We start from the raw sequence: 17,489 nt of genomic DNA, 5'->3' as shown, positions 1-17,489 counted from the left end.
GCTTGAACGCTGAAATCATGTCAATCACAGTCGAAGGACCGATCGAAGTACCGCCTGGGCTGCGTAACGTCGTCGTCACCGAGACCCGGCTCGGCGATGTTCGTGGCGACGAAGGGTTCTATCACTATCGGGAGTACTCGGCGATCGAACTGTCCCGGGCCAAGACGGTCGAGGACGTCTGGTTCCTGATGTACGAGGGCCGGCTGCCGACCGCTGCCGAGCTTGCGACCTTCAGCGAGACGATCGCGCCCCTGCGCGTGCTGCCGGCCGAAGTACAGGCTGCTCTGCCGGCGATCGCCGCTGCTGGCTCAGCCTTCAACCCGCTCGCCGGACTCCGTACTGCGCTCTCCCTGCTCGCCGCTGCCCGCGAACTCCCACCCGTGTGGGATGCAGACCCGGTACGCCGCAAAGCCGACGCCATGCTCGTCTGCGCCGTCACCCCGACGATCCTCGCCGCCCTGTACCGCCTACGCGAAGGACTGGAGCCGCTCGAGCCGCGCGCCGACCTCTCCACCGCGGCGAACTGGCTCTACCTGGTGACGGGCCAGGAGCCGACGGAAGCCAAGGCGCGGGCGATCGAGCACTACCTGATCTCCACCATCGACCACGGGTTCAACGCGTCGACCTTCACCGCCCGCGTGATCGCGTCGACCGGTGCCGACGTCGTATCGGCCGTCGCCGGAGCCATCGGCGCCTTCTCCGGCCCCCTGCACGGCGGCGCCCCCGACCGCGCCCTCGCCAGCCTCGACGAGATCGGTACGCCGGATCGCATCGACGACTGGGTACGCGCGAAGGTGTCGGCCGGCGACCGCATCATGGGCTTCGGCCATGCCGTGTACCGGACCGAGGACCCGCGCTCCCTCATGCTCCGCGACATCGCCCGCGACCTCGGCGGCGACCTGGTCGACTTCACCACGACAGTCGAACAGCGCATCGTCGAAGTACTGGCCGAACTCAAACCCGGCCGCAACCTCTACGCCAACGTCGAGTTCTACGCCGGCGTAGTGATGTCCCTCTGCGACCTCCCCCGCGCCATGTTCACCCCAACCTTCGCCACCAGCCGAGTCATCGGCTGGACCGCCAACATCCTCGAACAGTCCGAAGACCCCAAGATCATCCGCCCAGCCGCCCGCTACGTCGGTCCGCCGCCACCGGTGGCTGTCCCGATCGACAGGACATAGTGCCGATTCGGCCGATCCTGATCGCAGTCCTGAGCGTGGCGGCGGCGTCCGTGAACGACTATGTCCTGTCGATCGGGACAGTGAGCAGCGCGGCGAGCCGGCCGTCGAGATCCTCAGGAGCCGTGTGGCCGAGGCCGGGGATGCGGATGATGTCGATGCCGAAGGTGGCGAGCTGATCCGCGGCACGGTCGACGCTGGATAGTGCATGGTCCTCGGTGCCGACCAGGATTGTTGCCGGTGACAACGGTCCTGCCGCTGTCACCGGAAGGTCCCCGAGCGAGGGAGCCAGCACGATGACGCCGCGGACCGCAGTCGGCTCGGCGGTGAGCGCCCACTCGAGGGCGGCACGACCCCCGCTGGAGAAGCCGGCTGCGATCACCGGTAGTCCGCTGAGCTCGTCGGGGAGGGCATCCAGGGCGGCGGCGATGTCCCGGACGACCAGGTCGCGCTCTAGCCAGGTACGGAATTGCGGGGAGATCAGCTGCGACGAGTCGACGCAGACCAGCGCGTAGCCGAGCTCGACCACCGCGGCCCAGACTTTGGCGGCCCGGGTCGCGCGCTGGCCGGTGCCGTGCAGCGCGACGACCACACCCAGCAGTGGCCGCTCGGCATCGGGGAGGTCGATCGTCCAAGCAGGCTGGTCATTCACCTTGCGCCCTTGGGAAAACTCGACCAACTGCTTGAACTCAGGTACCTCCCGGAGTGCGGCGAGGTCGTCGTCCTCGACCAGGAGCGAGTGATGCCACCATGCCCCGGCCGCACTCGCCCGCAGGAGAACCTCCAGCGCCGAGTCCGGATCACCGAGCGAGCCATGCATGCACGCCTCGAAGTGCGCAAGCTCGGCTGCCCACGGCGCGAGCTCTGGGTCCGGGGGATCGAGCAGCTTCAAAGCCTCACGCTGCTTGCCCTCGCGGTACAGACTCAGCAGGCGATCCGTCAGTTGTTCGTAGCGTGCAGCGGTCGTGTCCACCGGCCCATCCTGCGTGCCCTACCGGGTCACCTCAACTGGTTTGCGGGACGGCTTGAAGTGCATGGCGCCGTCGGCGAGCTGGCGGTAGCGGAGGGTCAGGAGGTCTCGGGGGTAGTTCTGGCGGAGGCGCCAGGGGCCGGTGGAGCCTTGGCGGGGGAGGATGTGGGCGGCACGGCGGATGTAGCCGGAGGTCAGGTCGACCACTGGGCGCGGCGGAGCGTCGTACTCGGCTGGGTCGATCTCTGGGACACAGATGGTGGTGCCGGTCGCGTCCAGGTGATTGAGGAGGCGGCAGACGTACTGCGAGGTCAGGTCGGAGCGCAGCGTCCAGGAGTTGTTCGTATAGCCGATGCACCAGGCCAGGTTGGGTACGCCGCTCAGCATCATGCCCTTGTAGACGAAGGTGTCGTGGACGTCTACGCGCTTGCCGTCGACGGTCAGCTCGATCTTGCCGAGAACCGCCATCTGCAGCCCGGTAGCGGTCACCACGACATCTGCGGTCAGCTCCTCGCCGGAGCTCAGCCGGATGCCATCTGGGGTGAAGGTGTCGATCTCATCCGTCACTACCGACGCAGTGCCGTCGCGCAGGGCTCGGAAGAGGTCTGCATCCGGTACTAGGCACAAACGCTGGTCCCACGGCTTGTACTGCGGGGTGAAGTGCGGGTCGGCCGGTATGGACGCGGGGAGCTGCTTGGCGGCGGTGCTGTTGAGCAGCCAGGCCGCATGGGCGGGCCAGCGGCGGATGGCGGCGTACACGACACTGCTGAAGACGACGTTCTTGCCGCGGATGACGTGGTGCGCCAGCTTCTCCGGCAGAACCGCGCGGAGCTTGTCGGAGAACGCGTCGGCGGCAGGACGTGAGGCGACATAGCTGGGGGAGCGCTGCAGCATTGTCACGTGCTCGGCCGTGGGTGCCATGGCTGGTACCAGGGTTACGGCGGTCGCGCCGCTGCCGATCACCACTACCCGCTTGCCGGCGTAGTCGAGGTCCTCAGGCCAGTGCTGCGGATGCACGACCTCGCCCTGGAAGTCCTTGAGGCCGGGGAAGTCCACGACGTAGCCACTGTCGTAGTTGTAGTAGCCGCTGCAGGCATAGAGGAACGAGCAGGTGTACGACTCCTTGGTCGTCTCCACTGTCCACAGTGCGTCCTCTGACGACCAAGACGCCCTGAGGACGTGCCGGCCGAAGCGGATGTGCTTGTCGATCCCGTACGTCGCTGCCGTCTCGTGCAGGTACTCCAGGATCGACGGACCGTCCGCGATCGCCTTCGCGGCCTTCCACGGGTGGAACGGGAAGCCGAGCGTGAACATGTCGCTGTCGGAGCGGACCCCGGGATACCGGAACAGGTCCCAGGTGCCGCCGAGGTCGTCGCGGCCTTCGAGGATGGCGTAGGAGTGGCTGGGAGCCTGCGTCTGGAGCCGATAGGCGGCGCCGATCCCGGACAGGCCGGCGCCGACGATCAGTACGTCCAGGTGCACCATGAGTTCCTCCTGGGGTCCTGTTGAGTACATAGTCAACAGTAGGCGAAAAAGTTCATCCTGGGTGTTGTCGATTCCTTCCGGGGTCGTTCGTCAGCAAGATGTCCAAGAGAACCCCGAGACAAGGGAGCCAGAGATGGCGCAGTACATGTTCCTGTTGTTCGACTCCGAAGAGTTCTACGACAACATCACGCCCGAGGGCTGGCAGGCGACGATGAAGCTGCACAACGCCTTCGGCGAGGCGGTCGAGGCGGCCGGCGCGAGCATCTTCGGCGGCGCGGCACTGGAACGCTCGACCACGGCGAGCACGGTCAAGCAGCAGGACGGCGGCGAGCCGATCGTCACCGACGGCCCGTTCATCGAGACCAAGGAGGCCCTCGGCGGCTTCTACCTGATCGAGTGCAAAGACCTCGACCAAGCCCTGGCCCTGGCCAAGATCTGCCCCTCCGGCAACGTTGAGGTCCGCCCGGTGATGGACACCTCCGAAGACTCGACCCCGCCGGTCTGATCACGCCACGGTCCGCCGCCGCGCCCTACGGGGTGTGGCGGCGCCGGGCCTGCGCGAGACGTAGTGGTGCGGGGCCTGCGCGGGATGTGGTGGTGCGGGGCCTGCGCGGGACGTGGTGGTGCGGGATGGTGGGCTGCGTGACGGGAGGAGGTGAGTGGGTGGAGGCGGGGGCGTCTACAGCGCGGGAGGTTGCTGAGCTGGTGGACCGCGCGCATCGGGCGTGCTGGTCGACGGTGCTTGCATCGACTGTGCGGCTGACGCGGGATCTGGATCTGGCCGAGGACTGCACGCAGGACGCGTTCGTGCAGGCGTTGCGGACGTGGCCTGATGGCGTGCCGGACAACCCGGCGGGCTGGTTGACGACGGTCGCGCGGCGGCTGGCGCTGGATCGGTTGCGGCGGGAGACGACGCTGCGGCGGAAGCTGCCGTTGCTGATCGAGGATCCGGTGGCGCCGGGTGACAGCGAGCGGCCGACGGATCCGTTGCGGCTGGTGTTCACCTGCTGCCACCCTGCCCTGGCACGTGATTCGCAGATCGCGCTGACCCTCCGGCTGATCTGCGGCCTCACCACCCGCGAGGTCGCCGCCGGTCTGCTGATCAGCGAGACGACGGCCGCTGCCCGGATCACCCGCGCGAAGAAGAAGATCGCCGCCGCCGGTATCCCGTACAGAATCCCCGCCGATGACGAGCTCGCCGAGCGCCTGGACGTCGTACTGACGGTGGTCCAACTCGTCTACACAGCCGGCCACGTGGCCACCGGCCCAGAGCTGACCCGCACCGATCTGACCGGCCGCGCCCTGGAGCTCGCTCACCTGCTGGTCCGCCTGATGCCAGCCGAACCAGAACCAGAAGCCCTCCTCGCCCTGCTCCAAATGACCCAGGCCCGAGGCGACGCCCGAGTCAGCGAAGACGGCGAACTGGTCCTCCTGGCCGATCAGGACCGCCACCGCTGGAACGTCAACCTCCTGGCCGAAGGCGTCTCCCGAGCCACCGCGTCCCTCCAGCGAGCCACCGTCAGTCCCCGAGGCGTCGGGCGGTTCGCGTTGCAGGCAGCTGTGGCTGGGCTACATGTGACCGCGCCGTCCTGGGAGGAGACCGACTGGCATCAGGTAGTGCGGATGTACGACGCCATGCTGCTCAGATGGCCCTCACCCATCGTCGCGCTCAACCGAGCCGCCGCCCACAGCTTCGTCCCCGGCGCCGATCTGAATGCGATCCTCGAAGAACTAGATGCCCTCAGCAACGACCCTGCCCTCAAGACCTACTCATACCTCCCCGCCACCCGAGCCGACATCCTGGCCCGCCTCAACCGCCCCACCGATGCCATCCAGGCGTACGACGAAGCCATCACCCTCACCGCCAACGACACCGAACGCCGCTTCCTCACCCGCCGCCGAGCTGCCCTCCACCCCTGAACCGATCGGAGCTACCCCGCATGCCCCGCCTGGGATGTCAGGGTTGGGGCTTGGTGCAGTTGATGGCGACGGTTACTGCTGGGTGGTACGCGTTGAGGTGGCTTGTGGTCCAGCAGGTGGAGCCGGCGGCTGCTTCGTCGGTGGCTAGGCGATCGTCGATGGCTGCACAGCCAGATGTTGGGTGCGCGCATGCTTGACTGAGGCATGGTTTTCTTGCCGGCGCCGCCCGTGATGCAGTACTTCGAGGCTCATGCGAGTGCTCCGGTAGTGCTTCTCGGCCAAGGAATGGAAGGCGCCGTCTACGACCTCGGCGAGGGGTTGGCCGGCAAGGTCTGGTTCGAGCGGGTGGCTGATGATGTCCTGCCTCTGCAAGCATTTCTCGCTGAGCTCGGCCGGCAGGAGCTGCCGTTTCTCACGCCGCACATCGTCGCCGTGGACACTGCAGCTGGCCGCGCTGTCAGCATCGAGCGGAGGCTGACCGGTACGCCGCTTCGCCAGGCGCTCGAGAGTGGCGTGATGAGCCAGCAGGAAGGGCTCGATCTCTTCGTGGAGGTGGTGGCCGCGTTGGGGAGGACGACTGCAGGCCCGGCGGCGCGGGCGCTTCCGTTGCTCGGTGGCATCGAGTTGGCACCCGGTGAGTGGGGTACGGCGTTGGCGGAGCTGGTGCGGCAGCGGGCGGTCGGGTCGAGCGAGTACTTGGCCAAGGACGTCGACGGATTCGATGAGTTGTTGGAGCGGGTGTTGGCCGGGCTGGCCGCAGTACAGGTAGACAAACCGCAGATTGTCCACGGCGACCTCTGCACTCCGAACATCCTGGTCAGCGACGGGCAGGCGGCTCTGCTCGACTGGGGGTTCTTCACGACGGCAGGCGACAACACCTTCGATGCCGCGACAGCTGCTGGGTTCTATGACATGTACGGACCAGAGGCTCGAGCTATCGACGACCTGTTGTTCGATCGGTTCGAAGGGCTTGGGCACTCGCGCGAGCGGATGCACCTCTATCGCGCCGCCTATGCCATCTGCACGGCCACCATCTACAGCTCGACCGGTGCCGACGGCCACTACACGTGGTGCGTCGAGAACCTCAGGCGGGAGGATCTTCGAGCTGCGCTGTGATCGGGTGGCCGTCGCGGAGGTTGTGGAGGATGTTCGGGGAGGCCAGTACCAGCGGTAGGCGCCGGCTGTTGAGCGGCGAGACGAGGTCGGCCAGGGCGGTGGGGGAGTACCAGTCGACGCCCAGGATCTCGAAGCCGTCGGGGGTCAGGGACTCCAGGAGGGACGGGTCGTGGACGCCGCCGTCGTAGAGGATTTCGATGGCGTCGCCCCAGCCTTGCCAGCGGGGGAGCCAGTCGATTGCCAGCACTCCGATGAGGGGGAGCTGGAAGCCTAGTTCTTCCTGCATCTCGCGGAGGGCGCCCGTCGCAGGATCCTCGTCCGGCTCGACCACGCCGCCAGGGAGTTCGAGATCGCGTTTGTAGCTGACCTTGCAGAGCAGCACCCGGCCGTCGGTGTCGCGGACCACGACATGGGCGATCACGCGCTTCTTCGGCAGTACGGAATCCATCAGGGCCGTCCAGCCAGACAAGGTATCGGCGCGCGGATCGTCCTGGCGCAGGCCGTAGACGGCGACATCCCGCCGCTCGCCCTGGAGGACCGCGCCGCCCCGCAACAACCCCTCGCGCCGGAAGCCGGAGCGGATCGCGATCCGGGCCGAAGCGCGATTCTCGGGGTCGACCTCGACCTGCAACCGATCCAGCCCGAGCTCACCGAAGGCATAGACAACCAGCAGCCGTACTGCGCGCTGCGCGACCCGCCGCCCCCGATACGGCTTGTAGGTGGTCCACGACACCCCACCCACACCAGGCGACAGTCGCCGAACTTCCACGGTCCCGACCGGCCCCGACTCGCCGGCCAGCTCGATGACGAAGTTCACCACCGACCGGTCGTCCGCGTGCTGCTCCCGCCACCGCTCGACCGCCTCCACCAAGCCGGAGCGCGACGGGGTCTCCGAGAACCAGCGCACCATCTCGTCGTCCGCCAGCCCGTGGGCGACGTCGATGTCCTCGTCCCGCCACGGCCGCAGGGTCAGTTCACCATCGGTCAACGTCGGCTGAGGAGGCACACCAGGGACAGCTGTCACCCCGTGAACGCTACCTGTTGTCGCGTACCCACCACCGAACCCCCGGCACGGCGAGACGCCCGCACCACCGAAACCCTGCCCTGCAAGGCGGATTTTTCACCGCTCGTGATCATCCGTGCACGCAGCTCGCACACCAGCAAGAAAACAGTCGCGATTCACAGGAAATTTTCAGCTAACCAGCTAACTTTTCCGGCATCTCGCGCGTCTATCACTATGAAGGCGGGTGAGGTCGCGTCGGGGCGGACGCAACCTCACCTGCTTTCTTTCTGCCCGGAGACGGCTCAGCCGTTATACCTGAGCCAGATCGTGCCCAGCGGCGGCACCGAGATCTCCGCGCTCGCCACCATCCCGTGCCAGCCCTCGCCGTCGGCCTCGAAGCCGCCGAAGTTACCGACCCCCGAACCGCCGTAGACCTCCGCGTCCGTGTTCACCAACTCCTGCCAGTGCCCAGCGAACGGCAGGCCGATCCGGTAGCCGTGGTGCGGCACCGCCGAGAAGTTCGCGACGCAGGCGAGCGTCGGCTGACCCTCGTCGCCGTACCGGACGAAGGAGAAGACGTTGTTGCCGGCGTCGTTCGCGTCGATCCAGGAGAACCGCTCGGGCACGTGGTCGTTGCCCCAGAGCGCCTTGGTGTCCTTGTAGTTCCCGTTCAGGTCCTTGACCAACTGCTGCAGACCACGGTGGTCGGCGTGATCCAGCAGCCACCAGTCGAGCTCGCCCTTCTCGGACCACTCCGACTCCTGGCCGAACTCGCACCCCATGAAGAGCAACTGCTTGCCCGGGTGTGCCCACTGCATCGCGAGGAAGGCGCGCACGTTGGCCAGCTGCTGCCACCGGTCGCCCGGCATCTTGCGCAGCAGCGATCCCTTGCCGTGGACGACCTCGTCATGGGAGATCGGCAGCACGAAGTTCTCGGAGTACGCGTACATCATCGAGAACGTCAGCTCGTGGTGGTGGTACTGGCGGTGGATCGGCTCGTGCTCGAGGTAGCTGAGCGAGTCGTTCATCCAGCCCATGTTCCACTTGAAGCCGAAGCCGAGACCGCCCAGGTGGGTAGCGCGGGTGACGCCCGGCCACGAGGTCGACTCCTCGGCGACGGTGATCACGCCGGGGACGCGCTTGTAGAGCGTCGCGTTCATCTCCTGCAGGAACGAGACCGCCTCGAGGTTCTCGCGGCCGCCGTACTGGTTCGGCACCCACTGACCTTCCTGGCGCGAGTAGTCCAGGTAGAGCATCGAGGCGACGGCGTCGACGCGCAGGCCGTCGATGTGGAACTCCTCGGCCCAGTAGACCGCGTTCGCGACCAGGAAGTTGCGCACCTGCGGCCGGCCGAAGTCGAAGACCAGCGTGCCCCAGTCGGGCTGCTCGCCGCGCCGCGGGTCGGGGTGCTCATAGAGGGGAGTGCCGTCGAACCGGGCCAGCGCCCAGGCGTCCTTCGGGAAGTGCGCCGGCACCCAGTCGACGATCACGCCGATGTTTGCCTGGTGCAACGAATCGACCAGGAAGCGGAAGTCGTCCGGGTCGCCGAAACGGGAGGTCGGGGCGAAGTACGAGGTGACCTGGTAGCCCCAGGAGCCGCCGAACGGGTGCTCCATCGGCGGCATCAGCTCGACATGGGTGAAGCCCATCTCGGTCACGTAGCCGACCAGTTCGTCGGCGAGATCCCGGTACGACTTGCCCTTGCGCCACGAGCCAAGGTGCACCTCGTACACACTCATCGGCTCCGCGTACGCCTGGGAGGCGGCGCGATGGTCGAGCCAGGCGGAGTCGTTCCACTCGTACGTCGAATCGTGCACGACCGACGCGTTCGCGGGCGGGACCTCGGCCAGGTTGGCCATCGGGTCGGCCTTCTGACGCCAGACGCCGTCCCGGCCGCAGATGTCGAACTTGTACCGCGTCCCCGGGCCGATGCCCGGCACGAACAGTTCCCAGACGCCGGACGAACCCATCGTGCGCATCGGATGCGCGCGGCCGTCCCAGAAGTTGAAGTCGGCAGTCAGCCGGATGCCTTGGGCGTTGGGCGCCCAGACGGCGAACGACGTACCGGTGACCGTGCCGGTCGGGCCGTCGTACCGGCGGACGTGGGCGCCGAGCACGGTCCACAGCTGCTCGTGCCGGCCCTCGCCGATCAGGTGCAGGTCCATCTCGCCGAGCGACGGCAGGTATCGGTAGGGATCGTCGACCTCGAGCGCTGGCCCGTCGGTGTACGTCACCTCGAGCCGGTAGTCGGGCACCTTGTCGACGTCGAGCACGCCGACCCAGACGCCTTCGAACTCGTGCTCCAGCTCGACACTGGCCTGGTCGAAGACAGCCGTCACACTCAAAGCGAACGGCCGGAGCACGCGCAGCGTGACCACCCCGTCGCCGAGATGCGGCCCGAGCACCTGGTGCGGATCGTGGTACGTCCCCGCGACCAGTCGCTCCAGCACGCCACGCTCCACCGGAACAGCCTTGTCCAAAAGGCTCCCCGGCACCGCGTCGTCAGCCGTCGACGAGCCCGGATAGGACCCCGGCATCCCGGCGGCCGCCACCGAATGGTCACCAGTCTCGACAACGGCTGGATCGGGCTCCGTCATCGCCTCGGAGATCGGCGTCGTCACCTGATCACTCTTGCTCGAATCCATAAACCCCATCCTGCCCGATGAAACCGCGAACTACTGCACCCCGTACCCGCCTGTCCAGCACGTACACAACTGCTACTCGGCGAGCTTCTTCCGGAGCTCTTCCAAGCGGGCGGTGTAGCGGGGCCAGGCGAAGCCGGAAGTGGTGTAAGCGGTGGTGGTTTCGGCGAGCAGCGCACGGGCCCGGGGGAGGTCGTCCTGGGCTGCGGCGAGGGCGGTGGCGGCGGCTCGGGCGGCCAGCCACGGAGTGCTGTTGGCCGGGGCCTCAGCGAAGACGGCGTCGAGGAGGTCGGACGCTTCTTCTAGTTCGCCTTGGAGGATCAGTACGTCGGCCAGGTCGATGTGGGCCATCGTGACGCCGCTGTTGTCGGCGACCGCGTACTCGACGGCCGACCGCAGGTACTTCTCCGCGTCCTCGATCGAGCCCTTCGCCAATGCCACCGAGCCGCGGATCACCTCGTTGAGCGGCAGGATCTGGCGGTCGTCGAGGCGCCGGGCGTAGTGGTCCGACTCGTTCGCCGCGTCGAGTGCCTCCGGTAGCCGGCCAAGCGCGACGAGTGCGCCGGCCAAGTTGCTGAGGCCACGGGACAAGCCGTGTTCGTCGCCGTAGATCCGGTCGGCGGCGATACAGACGTCGTACTGCTCGACGGCCTCGGCGGGCCGTCCGGTGTAGAGGTACAAGGTGCCCAGCGCGTCAGTGAACGCCGACAGCCGCCGCTCCTGGCTCGGTCTGGCCGCGGCCAGCTCCTGGCCGGCGAGCAAATGGGACAGCGCATCGCGCAGGTGGCCGCGTTCGATCTCCACGATGCCGCGGTAGTAGAGGACGGTCAGCGTGAGCGTGTCGTCATTCAACTCCTTGGCGAGTTGCTCCGCCTCGGTCAGCAAGGTCGCCGCCTGCTCGAACTGCCCGAGCATCGTCAGCACGAAAGCGTGGTTGCTCAGCGCGGTCACTCGCTCAGGCTGGGTCGCGCCCTCCGCACCGGACAACGCCTCGAAGTGCCGGGCAGCTTCGCCGTACCAACCTCTGACCAGCCATGGAGTGTGCAGCAGAAGGGCCAACCGCAGGCCGACGACCTCGCGATCGGTGCCGACCGCCTGGTCGAGAGTGTCGAGCAGATTCGGCCACTCGGAGAAGACCTCGGCGATCGACTCGGCGGTCGCGAAATCGTCGTTGTCCTGGCCGATCGTCTGGACCCGGTTGATCGCCCAGTCGAGCTCAGCACCGCGCGCGGCCTCGGTCTCACCGGCGTCCTCGAGCTTGGCCAGCGCATAGTCCCGTACGGTCTCCAGCAACCGGAATCGCCGCCCGTTCACGGCCTCCACCGTCAGCAGGCTCCGGTCGGCCAGCTCGGTCAACGCCGGCGCGACATCCCGCGGATCGAGTGCGACCTGCTCGGCCGCCTCCAGCGTGAACCCGCCGGCGAAGATCGCCACCCGACGCAGTACTGCGCGCTCCGCGTCACCAAGCAACTGATGACTCCAGTCCAGCGCCGCCACCAGGCTCGCGTGCCGGGCCTGCGCGTCTCGCGTGCCGGCCACCAGCAAACGCATCCGCTGCTCGAGCCGATCAGACAACTGTGGCACCGTCAGCGTGCGAGTGAGACCGGCCGCCAGCTCGATCCCCAGCGGCAACCGATCGACCGCCGAACAGATCGCCGCCACCTGCTCGGGATCCGCGCCCTGAGCATCAGCCGCACACCGCTCGGTGAAGAGCTGCGCCGCCGCGATCGCGTCCAACGGACCCATCGGGACGATGTCCTCGACGCCAAGTTGCAAAGGCCGTTGCGACGTCACCACCACGGTCAGCCCAGGCGCCCGCCGGAGCAGCCCGGAGACGATCTCCGCGACCGGCTCGACGACATGCTCGGCGTTGTCGAGCACCAGGACGGCCCCGTCCAGCGACACCGCGGCCGCGGCCAGCGGATCGTTGCCCCCGGCATCGTCTCCGGTGATGGCCTCGAGTACTGCGCTCTCCCTGTGCAGCGGGGCGAGCTCGACGAAGCGGACCGACCGGCCTGTGGTGGCGACCAACCGGGCAGCCTCGGCGGTGAGTCGCGACTTGCCGCTGCCCGGGCCGCCGGTCAGCGTGATGAGGCCGGGCGAGGCGATTCGGCGTACCAGGGAATTCAGCTCGCCTTGACGGCCGACGAAGCTCGTCAGGGGAGAGGGCAACTGGACCGGCGCCGGCAGCGTGGTCGGGGCGCCATGGACGACGGCGGGCTCGGGCGGCGCGATCAACAAGGTCGGATCCTGGCGGAGCAAGCGCAACTCCATCGCTGCGGTGTCCGGCGCCGGATCGACACCTAGCTCCTCCGACAACCTGGACCGGAGCTTGGCGAGCCGACTCAGCGCATCGGCTTGCCGACCTGTCCGGTACAACGCGAGCGCGAGCAGGCACCACAACCGCTCATGCAGCGGGTGCTCGGCCGCCAGGGCCTCCAGTTCGCGGCCCGCCTCAGCAGCGGCACCTAGCGCGAGGTCGGCGTCCAGCCGCTCGACCTGCAGGTCGACCCGCCACGAATCGAGCTGCTCACCTTCGAGTGCGGCGTACGGAATGCTCCTGAGATCGGCCAGGGACTGACCGCGCCATTGACTGAGCGCATCACCGGCGGCCGCACGCACCGCGTGATGATCACCGGCCCGTACTGCGACGTGCATCCGCTCCGCCGCGGCGCGGGCAGCGACAAGGTCGGTCAACTGCGCGGACAGCGCATAACCGCCGCTGGCGCGAGTGAGCGAGTCGGGGGAGTCGATTGCCGCACGCAACCGAGATGCAAGCACCCGCAGCCGCTCGGTCGGACGCGCAAGCTCGACGTCTCCCCACAGATCCGCCGCCAGCCGCAGATCCGGAACCGGCAACCCGTCGGCCAGCGCGAGCCGGACGAGCAAGGCCCGCTCCAACGGCCGATCCACCGACCGCGGCACGCCCCCGAGTCTGACGACAAGTGGTCCGAGCATGAGGATCTCAAGCTGCGGCTCTGAGGGCATACCGACAAGTATTACAGCGACAACTCACCCACGCTCTGTAATTTTTCGCGGGATGAGATTACTTGGCCAAATATTGGGTACTACGTGGCGCTCAGTTGCGCGGCAGCGGCCAGCGGGATCGGTAGCCAGGACGGTCGGTTGCGGGCTTCGTAGAGGGTTTCGTAGATGACCTTGTCGGCCAGGAACGCGCTCAGCAGCACGTTCTGGTCGCGGGGGTCGGTGCCGGAGATCTCGGCGTAGCCGTCGCAGAAAGCGCGGCGGTTGCGGTTGGCCCACTCGGCTGCGCGGTAGGCGATCTGTTGGTCGCCCTGGTGATCGGCGAGCAGCGAGCGGGCCGCGTAGTCGAACGACCGGAGCATGCCGGCGATGTCCTTGATCGGGGTGTCCAGCGCGCGCCGCTCGACCAGCGACTTGGCCGGCTCGCCCTCGAAGTCGATCAGCTTCCAGCCGTCGATGGTGCGCAGCACCTGGCCGAGGTGGAAGTCACCGTGGATTCGCTGCACGGTCACCGGTACGCCGGATGCCGCGAGCGCATCGAACGCCCGCGTCAGCCCGGGCCCGAACTCCGCGAGCTCGGGCACCGCCTTGATGGCCCTCTCGAGCCGGCGGCGCATTGCGTCCGCGTGCTCGACCATCTGGGCGGGCTCCCAGATGTCCGTGCCTAGCGCCTTCGCCAGCTCGGCGTGCACCTGCGCGGTGGCAGCGCCGAGTCGCTGGGACTCACCCGCGAAGTCGCCACCGACCTCTTCGGCGTGCAGGTCGGCCTCGGCGTACAGGTCCCGGACCGAGGTGGTCGCGTACGACCAGCCGTCGGTCGCGTTCTTCTGGAACGCCGTCATCATCGCCAGCTCACCGGAGTCGGTGCCGCCGCCGGCCCGCGGCCAGGAGCCGCGCGCCGACCCGAGCACCTCGGGCACCAGTTCGGAGCCGGCCTCGGTGAGCGCCGACTCGATCTCGACCCCGGGATTGCTCCCGGGCTCGAGCCGGCGGAACACCTTCAGCAGTGCGGTGTCGCCGAAGACCAGCGACGTGTTGCTCTGTTCGACCGTGAGGACGAGCGACTGCGCGTCCTCCGGTACGACGGTCGTCCGCTCCGGCGCGTGCACCGGGTGGAACTCCAGACCGGTCAGCTGCCGCCCATGGGTGAGGGCATCCAGCCAGTACGGCGTGGCCTCCTTGTCGTGCAGCGCGTCGTACACCCAGACCCTCGTGTCGTCGAGGTCCTGCTCCGCCCAGTCACCGATCAGGGCATGGCCGAGGTTGTCGACCGGTGCCCGGTGGTAGCTGAGCGGCAGCTGGTAAACCCGGATTGCGTTCTCCGCGCCGGGCGGGCCGGCGCAGTAGACGAACCCGATCCGGACCGCGGGCCAGACGCCCTCGTCCGACAGCCACGCGGAGGTGGCCATCGCATCGACGTGGACGTCGTGTCCCTTCTCACCGAACCATCGCTGGTTGGCGCAGAAGGACTGGACCTGGTCCAGATGGGAAGTCACGAAGAGCTCTCCTCACGATCAGCAGCCTTGTTGACCGGCAGACGGAACCAGTAGAAACCGTGCGCGCCCAACGTCAGCAGGTACGGCAGTTCACCGATGGTCGGGAAGTGCACCCCGCCCAGCAGCTCGACCGGCTCCACTCCCTGCCACTGCCGCAGATCCAGCTCGATCGGCTGCGGGAAGCGCGACAGGTTGTTCACGCAGAGCACCACATCGTCGCCGAACTCGCGGATGTAGGACAGCACGCTGGGGTTGGAACCGCCCAGGTCAGTGAAGGTACCCATCCCGAAACACGGGTGCTGCTTGCGGGTCTGGATCATCCGCCGGGTCCAGTGCAGCAGCGACGACGCGTTCTCCATCTCCGCCTCGACGTTCACCGCCTGGAAACCGTAGACCGGGTCCATGATGACCGGCAGGCTGAGCTTGCCCGGGGTGGCCGTCGAGAACGACGCGTTGCGGTCGGGGGACCACTGCATCGGAGTCCGGACACCGTCGCGGTCGCCGAGCCAGATGTTGTCGCCCATGCCGATCTCGTCGCCGTAGTACAGGATCGGCGAGCCGGGCAGCGACAACAGCATCGCGGTGAACAGCTCCATCCGGTTCACGTCGTTGTCGAGCAACGGCGCGAGCCGGCGGCGGATGCCGATGTTGGCCTTCATCCGCGGGTCCTGGGCGTACTCGCCCCACATGTAGTCGCGCTCTTCGTCCGTCACCATCTCGAGCGTCAGCTCGTCGTGGTTGCGCAGGAAGATGCCCCACTGACAGGTGTCGGGGATCTGCGGGGTCTGGGCCAGGATCTCCGAGATCGGGAACCGCGACTCGCGCCGGACCCCCATGAAGATCCGCGGCATCACCGGGAAGTGGAAGGCCATCTGGCACTCGTCGCCACCGGACTCGCGGTCGCCGAAGTACTCGACCACGTCACCAGGCCACTGGTTGGCTTCACAGAGCAGGACGCGGTCGGTGTAGTTCGCGTCCACCTCCTTGCGGACCCGGCGCAGGAAGTCGTGCGTCCTGGGCAGGTTCTCGCAGTTGGTGCCCTCTTCCTCGAACAGGTACGGCACCGCGTCCAGCCGGAAACCGTCGACACCGAGGTCGAGCCAGAACTTCAGCGCCTCGATCATCGCGTCGCCGACGGCCGGGTTCTCGAAGTTCAGGTCCGGCTGGTTGGAGTAGAACCGGTGCCAGAAGTACTGCTGGCGGACCGGATCCCAGGTCCAGTTGGAGGTCTCGGAGTCGACGAAGATGATCCGCGCGTCCGAGTAGGCCTCGTCGTTGTCGGACCATACGTAGAAGTCGCCGTACGGGCCGTCCGGGTTGTTGCGGGACTCCTGGAACCAGGGGTGCTGGTCCGAGGTGTGGTTCATCACGAAGTCGACGATCACGCGCATGCCGCGCGCGTGCGCCGCTTCCATGAACGCGGCGAAGTCGGCGATCGTGCCGACCTCAGGCATCACGTTCGTGTAGTCGGAGATGTCGTAGCCGCCGTCACGCAGAGGTGAGGGGTAGAACGGCGGTAACCACAGACAATCCACGCCGAGCCACTCGAGGTAGTCGAGTTTCTCGGTCAGGCCTTGCAAGTCGCCGATGCCGTCGGCGTTCGAGTCCTTGAAGGACCGCACCAGCACTTCGTAGAAGACGGCCCGCTTGAACCACAGCGGGTCACTCTTCGTCAGTCCGTGGTGCTGCTCCGGCAGCATGTCGGTCACGCTCACCTCCATCAGGTGTAATCCCCTCGGTCCGGACGGACACTGTCTGCCTGCATTGTTTTCCCTTACCCCGCTGGCGGGTTCTCAAAAGGAGACGGCAGGCCGTCGACGTGTCCGGTGGTGTGCAACGAAGCCAACGGATGGGCGGTCCGGGCCGACGTTCAGCTCAGTGTGACGGCCCTTTGCCAGTACAAGCAAATGGGGGCCGGATCGCCCTAATCCTGGATCGAACCGTGATCTGAACTGCGTTGCTTCCGGTGCCTTCGGTCGTTATTTTCACCGCTTGCGACCGGTCAGTCGGTGGGGCGCGCCGACTTGCGGGGTTTGCGAACGTATTTCGTGAAGCCGGCGCGTTCGGCGTCGGTCTCGGTGCGGAACCAGACCTCGGCCTTGGTGCGGCCGTAGTACGGGGAATCCGGCGTGTGGAAGAGCATCGACTGGGCATTGCCCTTGATGGTGAAGCCGTCCGGCGGCCCCTGATGAGCCACCGCGTCAGCCGACCCTTCGCCATACCTACCGGCCGCAACAGGCTCAGCCTTCGCCTGTACTTCGGTCTCCGGCTCGTCGTCATCCATCCGCATGGAGAACTGAAGTTGCTCCGGCGCGGGCAGGGGTTCTGGGTCGCGGCCGGACTCTTCCACGGGAGGTTCTTCGACATGCTGCGGTGGCGGGGCGGGCGCAGTACTGGGTGCTGCGGCTGCTACGCCTGCGGTGACGAGGGTCTTCTCCTCGATCGGTTCCTCTTGTTTGGCCGGCTCTTCCGTGGGCGGAGGTTGGCGGCGGTTGAGGAGGAACCAGGTGATTATTGCGCCGATCAGGAACGCCAGCAGGAGCCACAGCCAGTTGTGGCGGAACAGGTAAGCCATCAGCGTGCACCCTTCGGGCCGGCCGGTCGCAGGCGGTGGAGCAGCCAGGCGGCGGCGCTGCCGAGGACGAATGCGGCGAGCAGCAGGAACCAGACCTGCGCGATCAGCCAACTCATGGA

At 67.3% G+C, this 17,489-nt stretch carries 12 protein-coding genes; 4 read left to right on the top strand and 8 right to left on the bottom strand.

The window, feature by feature from the left end; genetic code table 11:
- The first annotated feature begins 17 nt into the window (after nt 1–17).
- On the top strand, nt 18–1,181 hold the full coding sequence (locus tag AB0M15_RS24325) for a citrate/2-methylcitrate synthase (RefSeq protein WP_363823299.1): 1,164 nt from the start codon (nt 18–20) through the stop codon (nt 1,179–1,181).
- Between the two features lie 58 nt (nt 1,182–1,239).
- Here the strand turns inward: AB0M15_RS24325 and AB0M15_RS24320 are convergent, their stop codons facing one another.
- Entirely contained in the window at nt 1,240–2,151 is a 912-nt protein-coding gene (locus AB0M15_RS24320) for an alpha/beta hydrolase (protein WP_363823297.1), read from the bottom strand.
- 18 nt (nt 2,152–2,169) lie between these two features.
- Nucleotides 2,170–3,633 carry an NAD(P)/FAD-dependent oxidoreductase gene (locus AB0M15_RS24315; RefSeq protein WP_363823295.1) on the bottom strand — a complete coding sequence of 488 codons (1,464 nt, stop codon included), beginning with the start codon at nt 3,631–3,633 and terminating at the stop codon, nt 2,170–2,172.
- A 133-nt stretch (nt 3,634–3,766) separates the two neighbouring features.
- Here AB0M15_RS24315 and AB0M15_RS24310 point away from each other — a divergent pair, with 133 nt between their 5' ends.
- From AB0M15_RS24310 to AB0M15_RS24300, 3 genes are all read left to right on the top strand, one after another.
- Nucleotides 3,767–4,138, top strand: coding sequence for a YciI family protein (locus AB0M15_RS24310; protein ID WP_363823293.1), 372 nt, complete (start codon nt 3,767–3,769; stop codon nt 4,136–4,138).
- Nucleotides 4,139–4,275: 137 nt separating this feature from the next.
- Nucleotides 4,276–5,553, top strand: coding sequence for a sigma-70 family RNA polymerase sigma factor (locus tag AB0M15_RS24305; protein ID WP_363823291.1), 1,278 nt, complete (start codon nt 4,276–4,278; stop codon nt 5,551–5,553).
- 204 nt (nt 5,554–5,757) lie between these two features.
- Nucleotides 5,758–6,669: a phosphotransferase gene (locus tag AB0M15_RS24300; RefSeq protein ID WP_363823288.1), complete on the top strand. Its 912-nt coding sequence runs from the start codon at nt 5,758–5,760 to the stop codon at nt 6,667–6,669.
- Here AB0M15_RS24300 and AB0M15_RS24295 read toward each other — a convergent pair.
- From AB0M15_RS24295 to AB0M15_RS24270, 6 genes are all read right to left on the bottom strand, one after another.
- Nucleotides 6,638–7,693: a GNAT family N-acetyltransferase gene (locus AB0M15_RS24295; protein ID WP_363823286.1), complete on the bottom strand. Its 1,056-nt coding sequence runs from the start codon at nt 7,691–7,693 to the stop codon at nt 6,638–6,640. The two genes, AB0M15_RS24300 and AB0M15_RS24295, sit on opposite strands and share 32 nt — an antisense overlap.
- A 281-nt stretch (nt 7,694–7,974) precedes the next feature.
- A complete protein-coding gene (glgB, locus tag AB0M15_RS24290) occupies nt 7,975–10,326 on the bottom strand; it encodes a 1,4-alpha-glucan branching protein GlgB (RefSeq protein WP_363823283.1) in 2,352 nt (783 codons plus the stop codon).
- 63 nt (nt 10,327–10,389) lie between these two features.
- A complete protein-coding gene (locus AB0M15_RS24285; RefSeq protein ID WP_363823280.1) occupies nt 10,390–13,239 on the bottom strand; it encodes a BTAD domain-containing putative transcriptional regulator in 2,850 nt (949 codons plus the stop codon).
- Nucleotides 13,240–13,382: 143 nt separating this feature from the next.
- Nucleotides 13,383–14,795, bottom strand: a complete 1,413-nt coding sequence (locus AB0M15_RS24280; RefSeq protein WP_363823277.1) for an aminoglycoside phosphotransferase — start codon at nt 14,793–14,795, stop codon at nt 13,383–13,385.
- Complete coding sequence (gene treS / locus AB0M15_RS24275) at nt 14,792–16,495, bottom strand: maltose alpha-D-glucosyltransferase (RefSeq protein WP_363823834.1); 1,704 nt, start codon at nt 16,493–16,495, stop codon at nt 14,792–14,794. The genes AB0M15_RS24280 and treS overlap by 4 nt, the downstream gene beginning before the upstream one ends.
- A 302-nt stretch (nt 16,496–16,797) precedes the next feature.
- The gene (locus tag AB0M15_RS24270; protein WP_363823275.1) at nt 16,798–17,370 is read right to left on the bottom strand and encodes a hypothetical protein; all 573 of its coding nucleotides are present in this window, start codon (nt 17,368–17,370) and stop codon (nt 16,798–16,800) included.
- Nucleotides 17,371–17,489 lie beyond the last annotated feature (119 nt).

The organism is Kribbella sp. NPDC051718 (assembly GCF_040681515.1).
Taxonomy (GTDB): Bacteria; Actinomycetota; Actinomycetes; order Propionibacteriales; family Kribbellaceae; genus Kribbella.
Note: the sequence above shows the minus strand (reverse complement) of the source record. Positions and strands in the feature narration are given on the sequence as shown.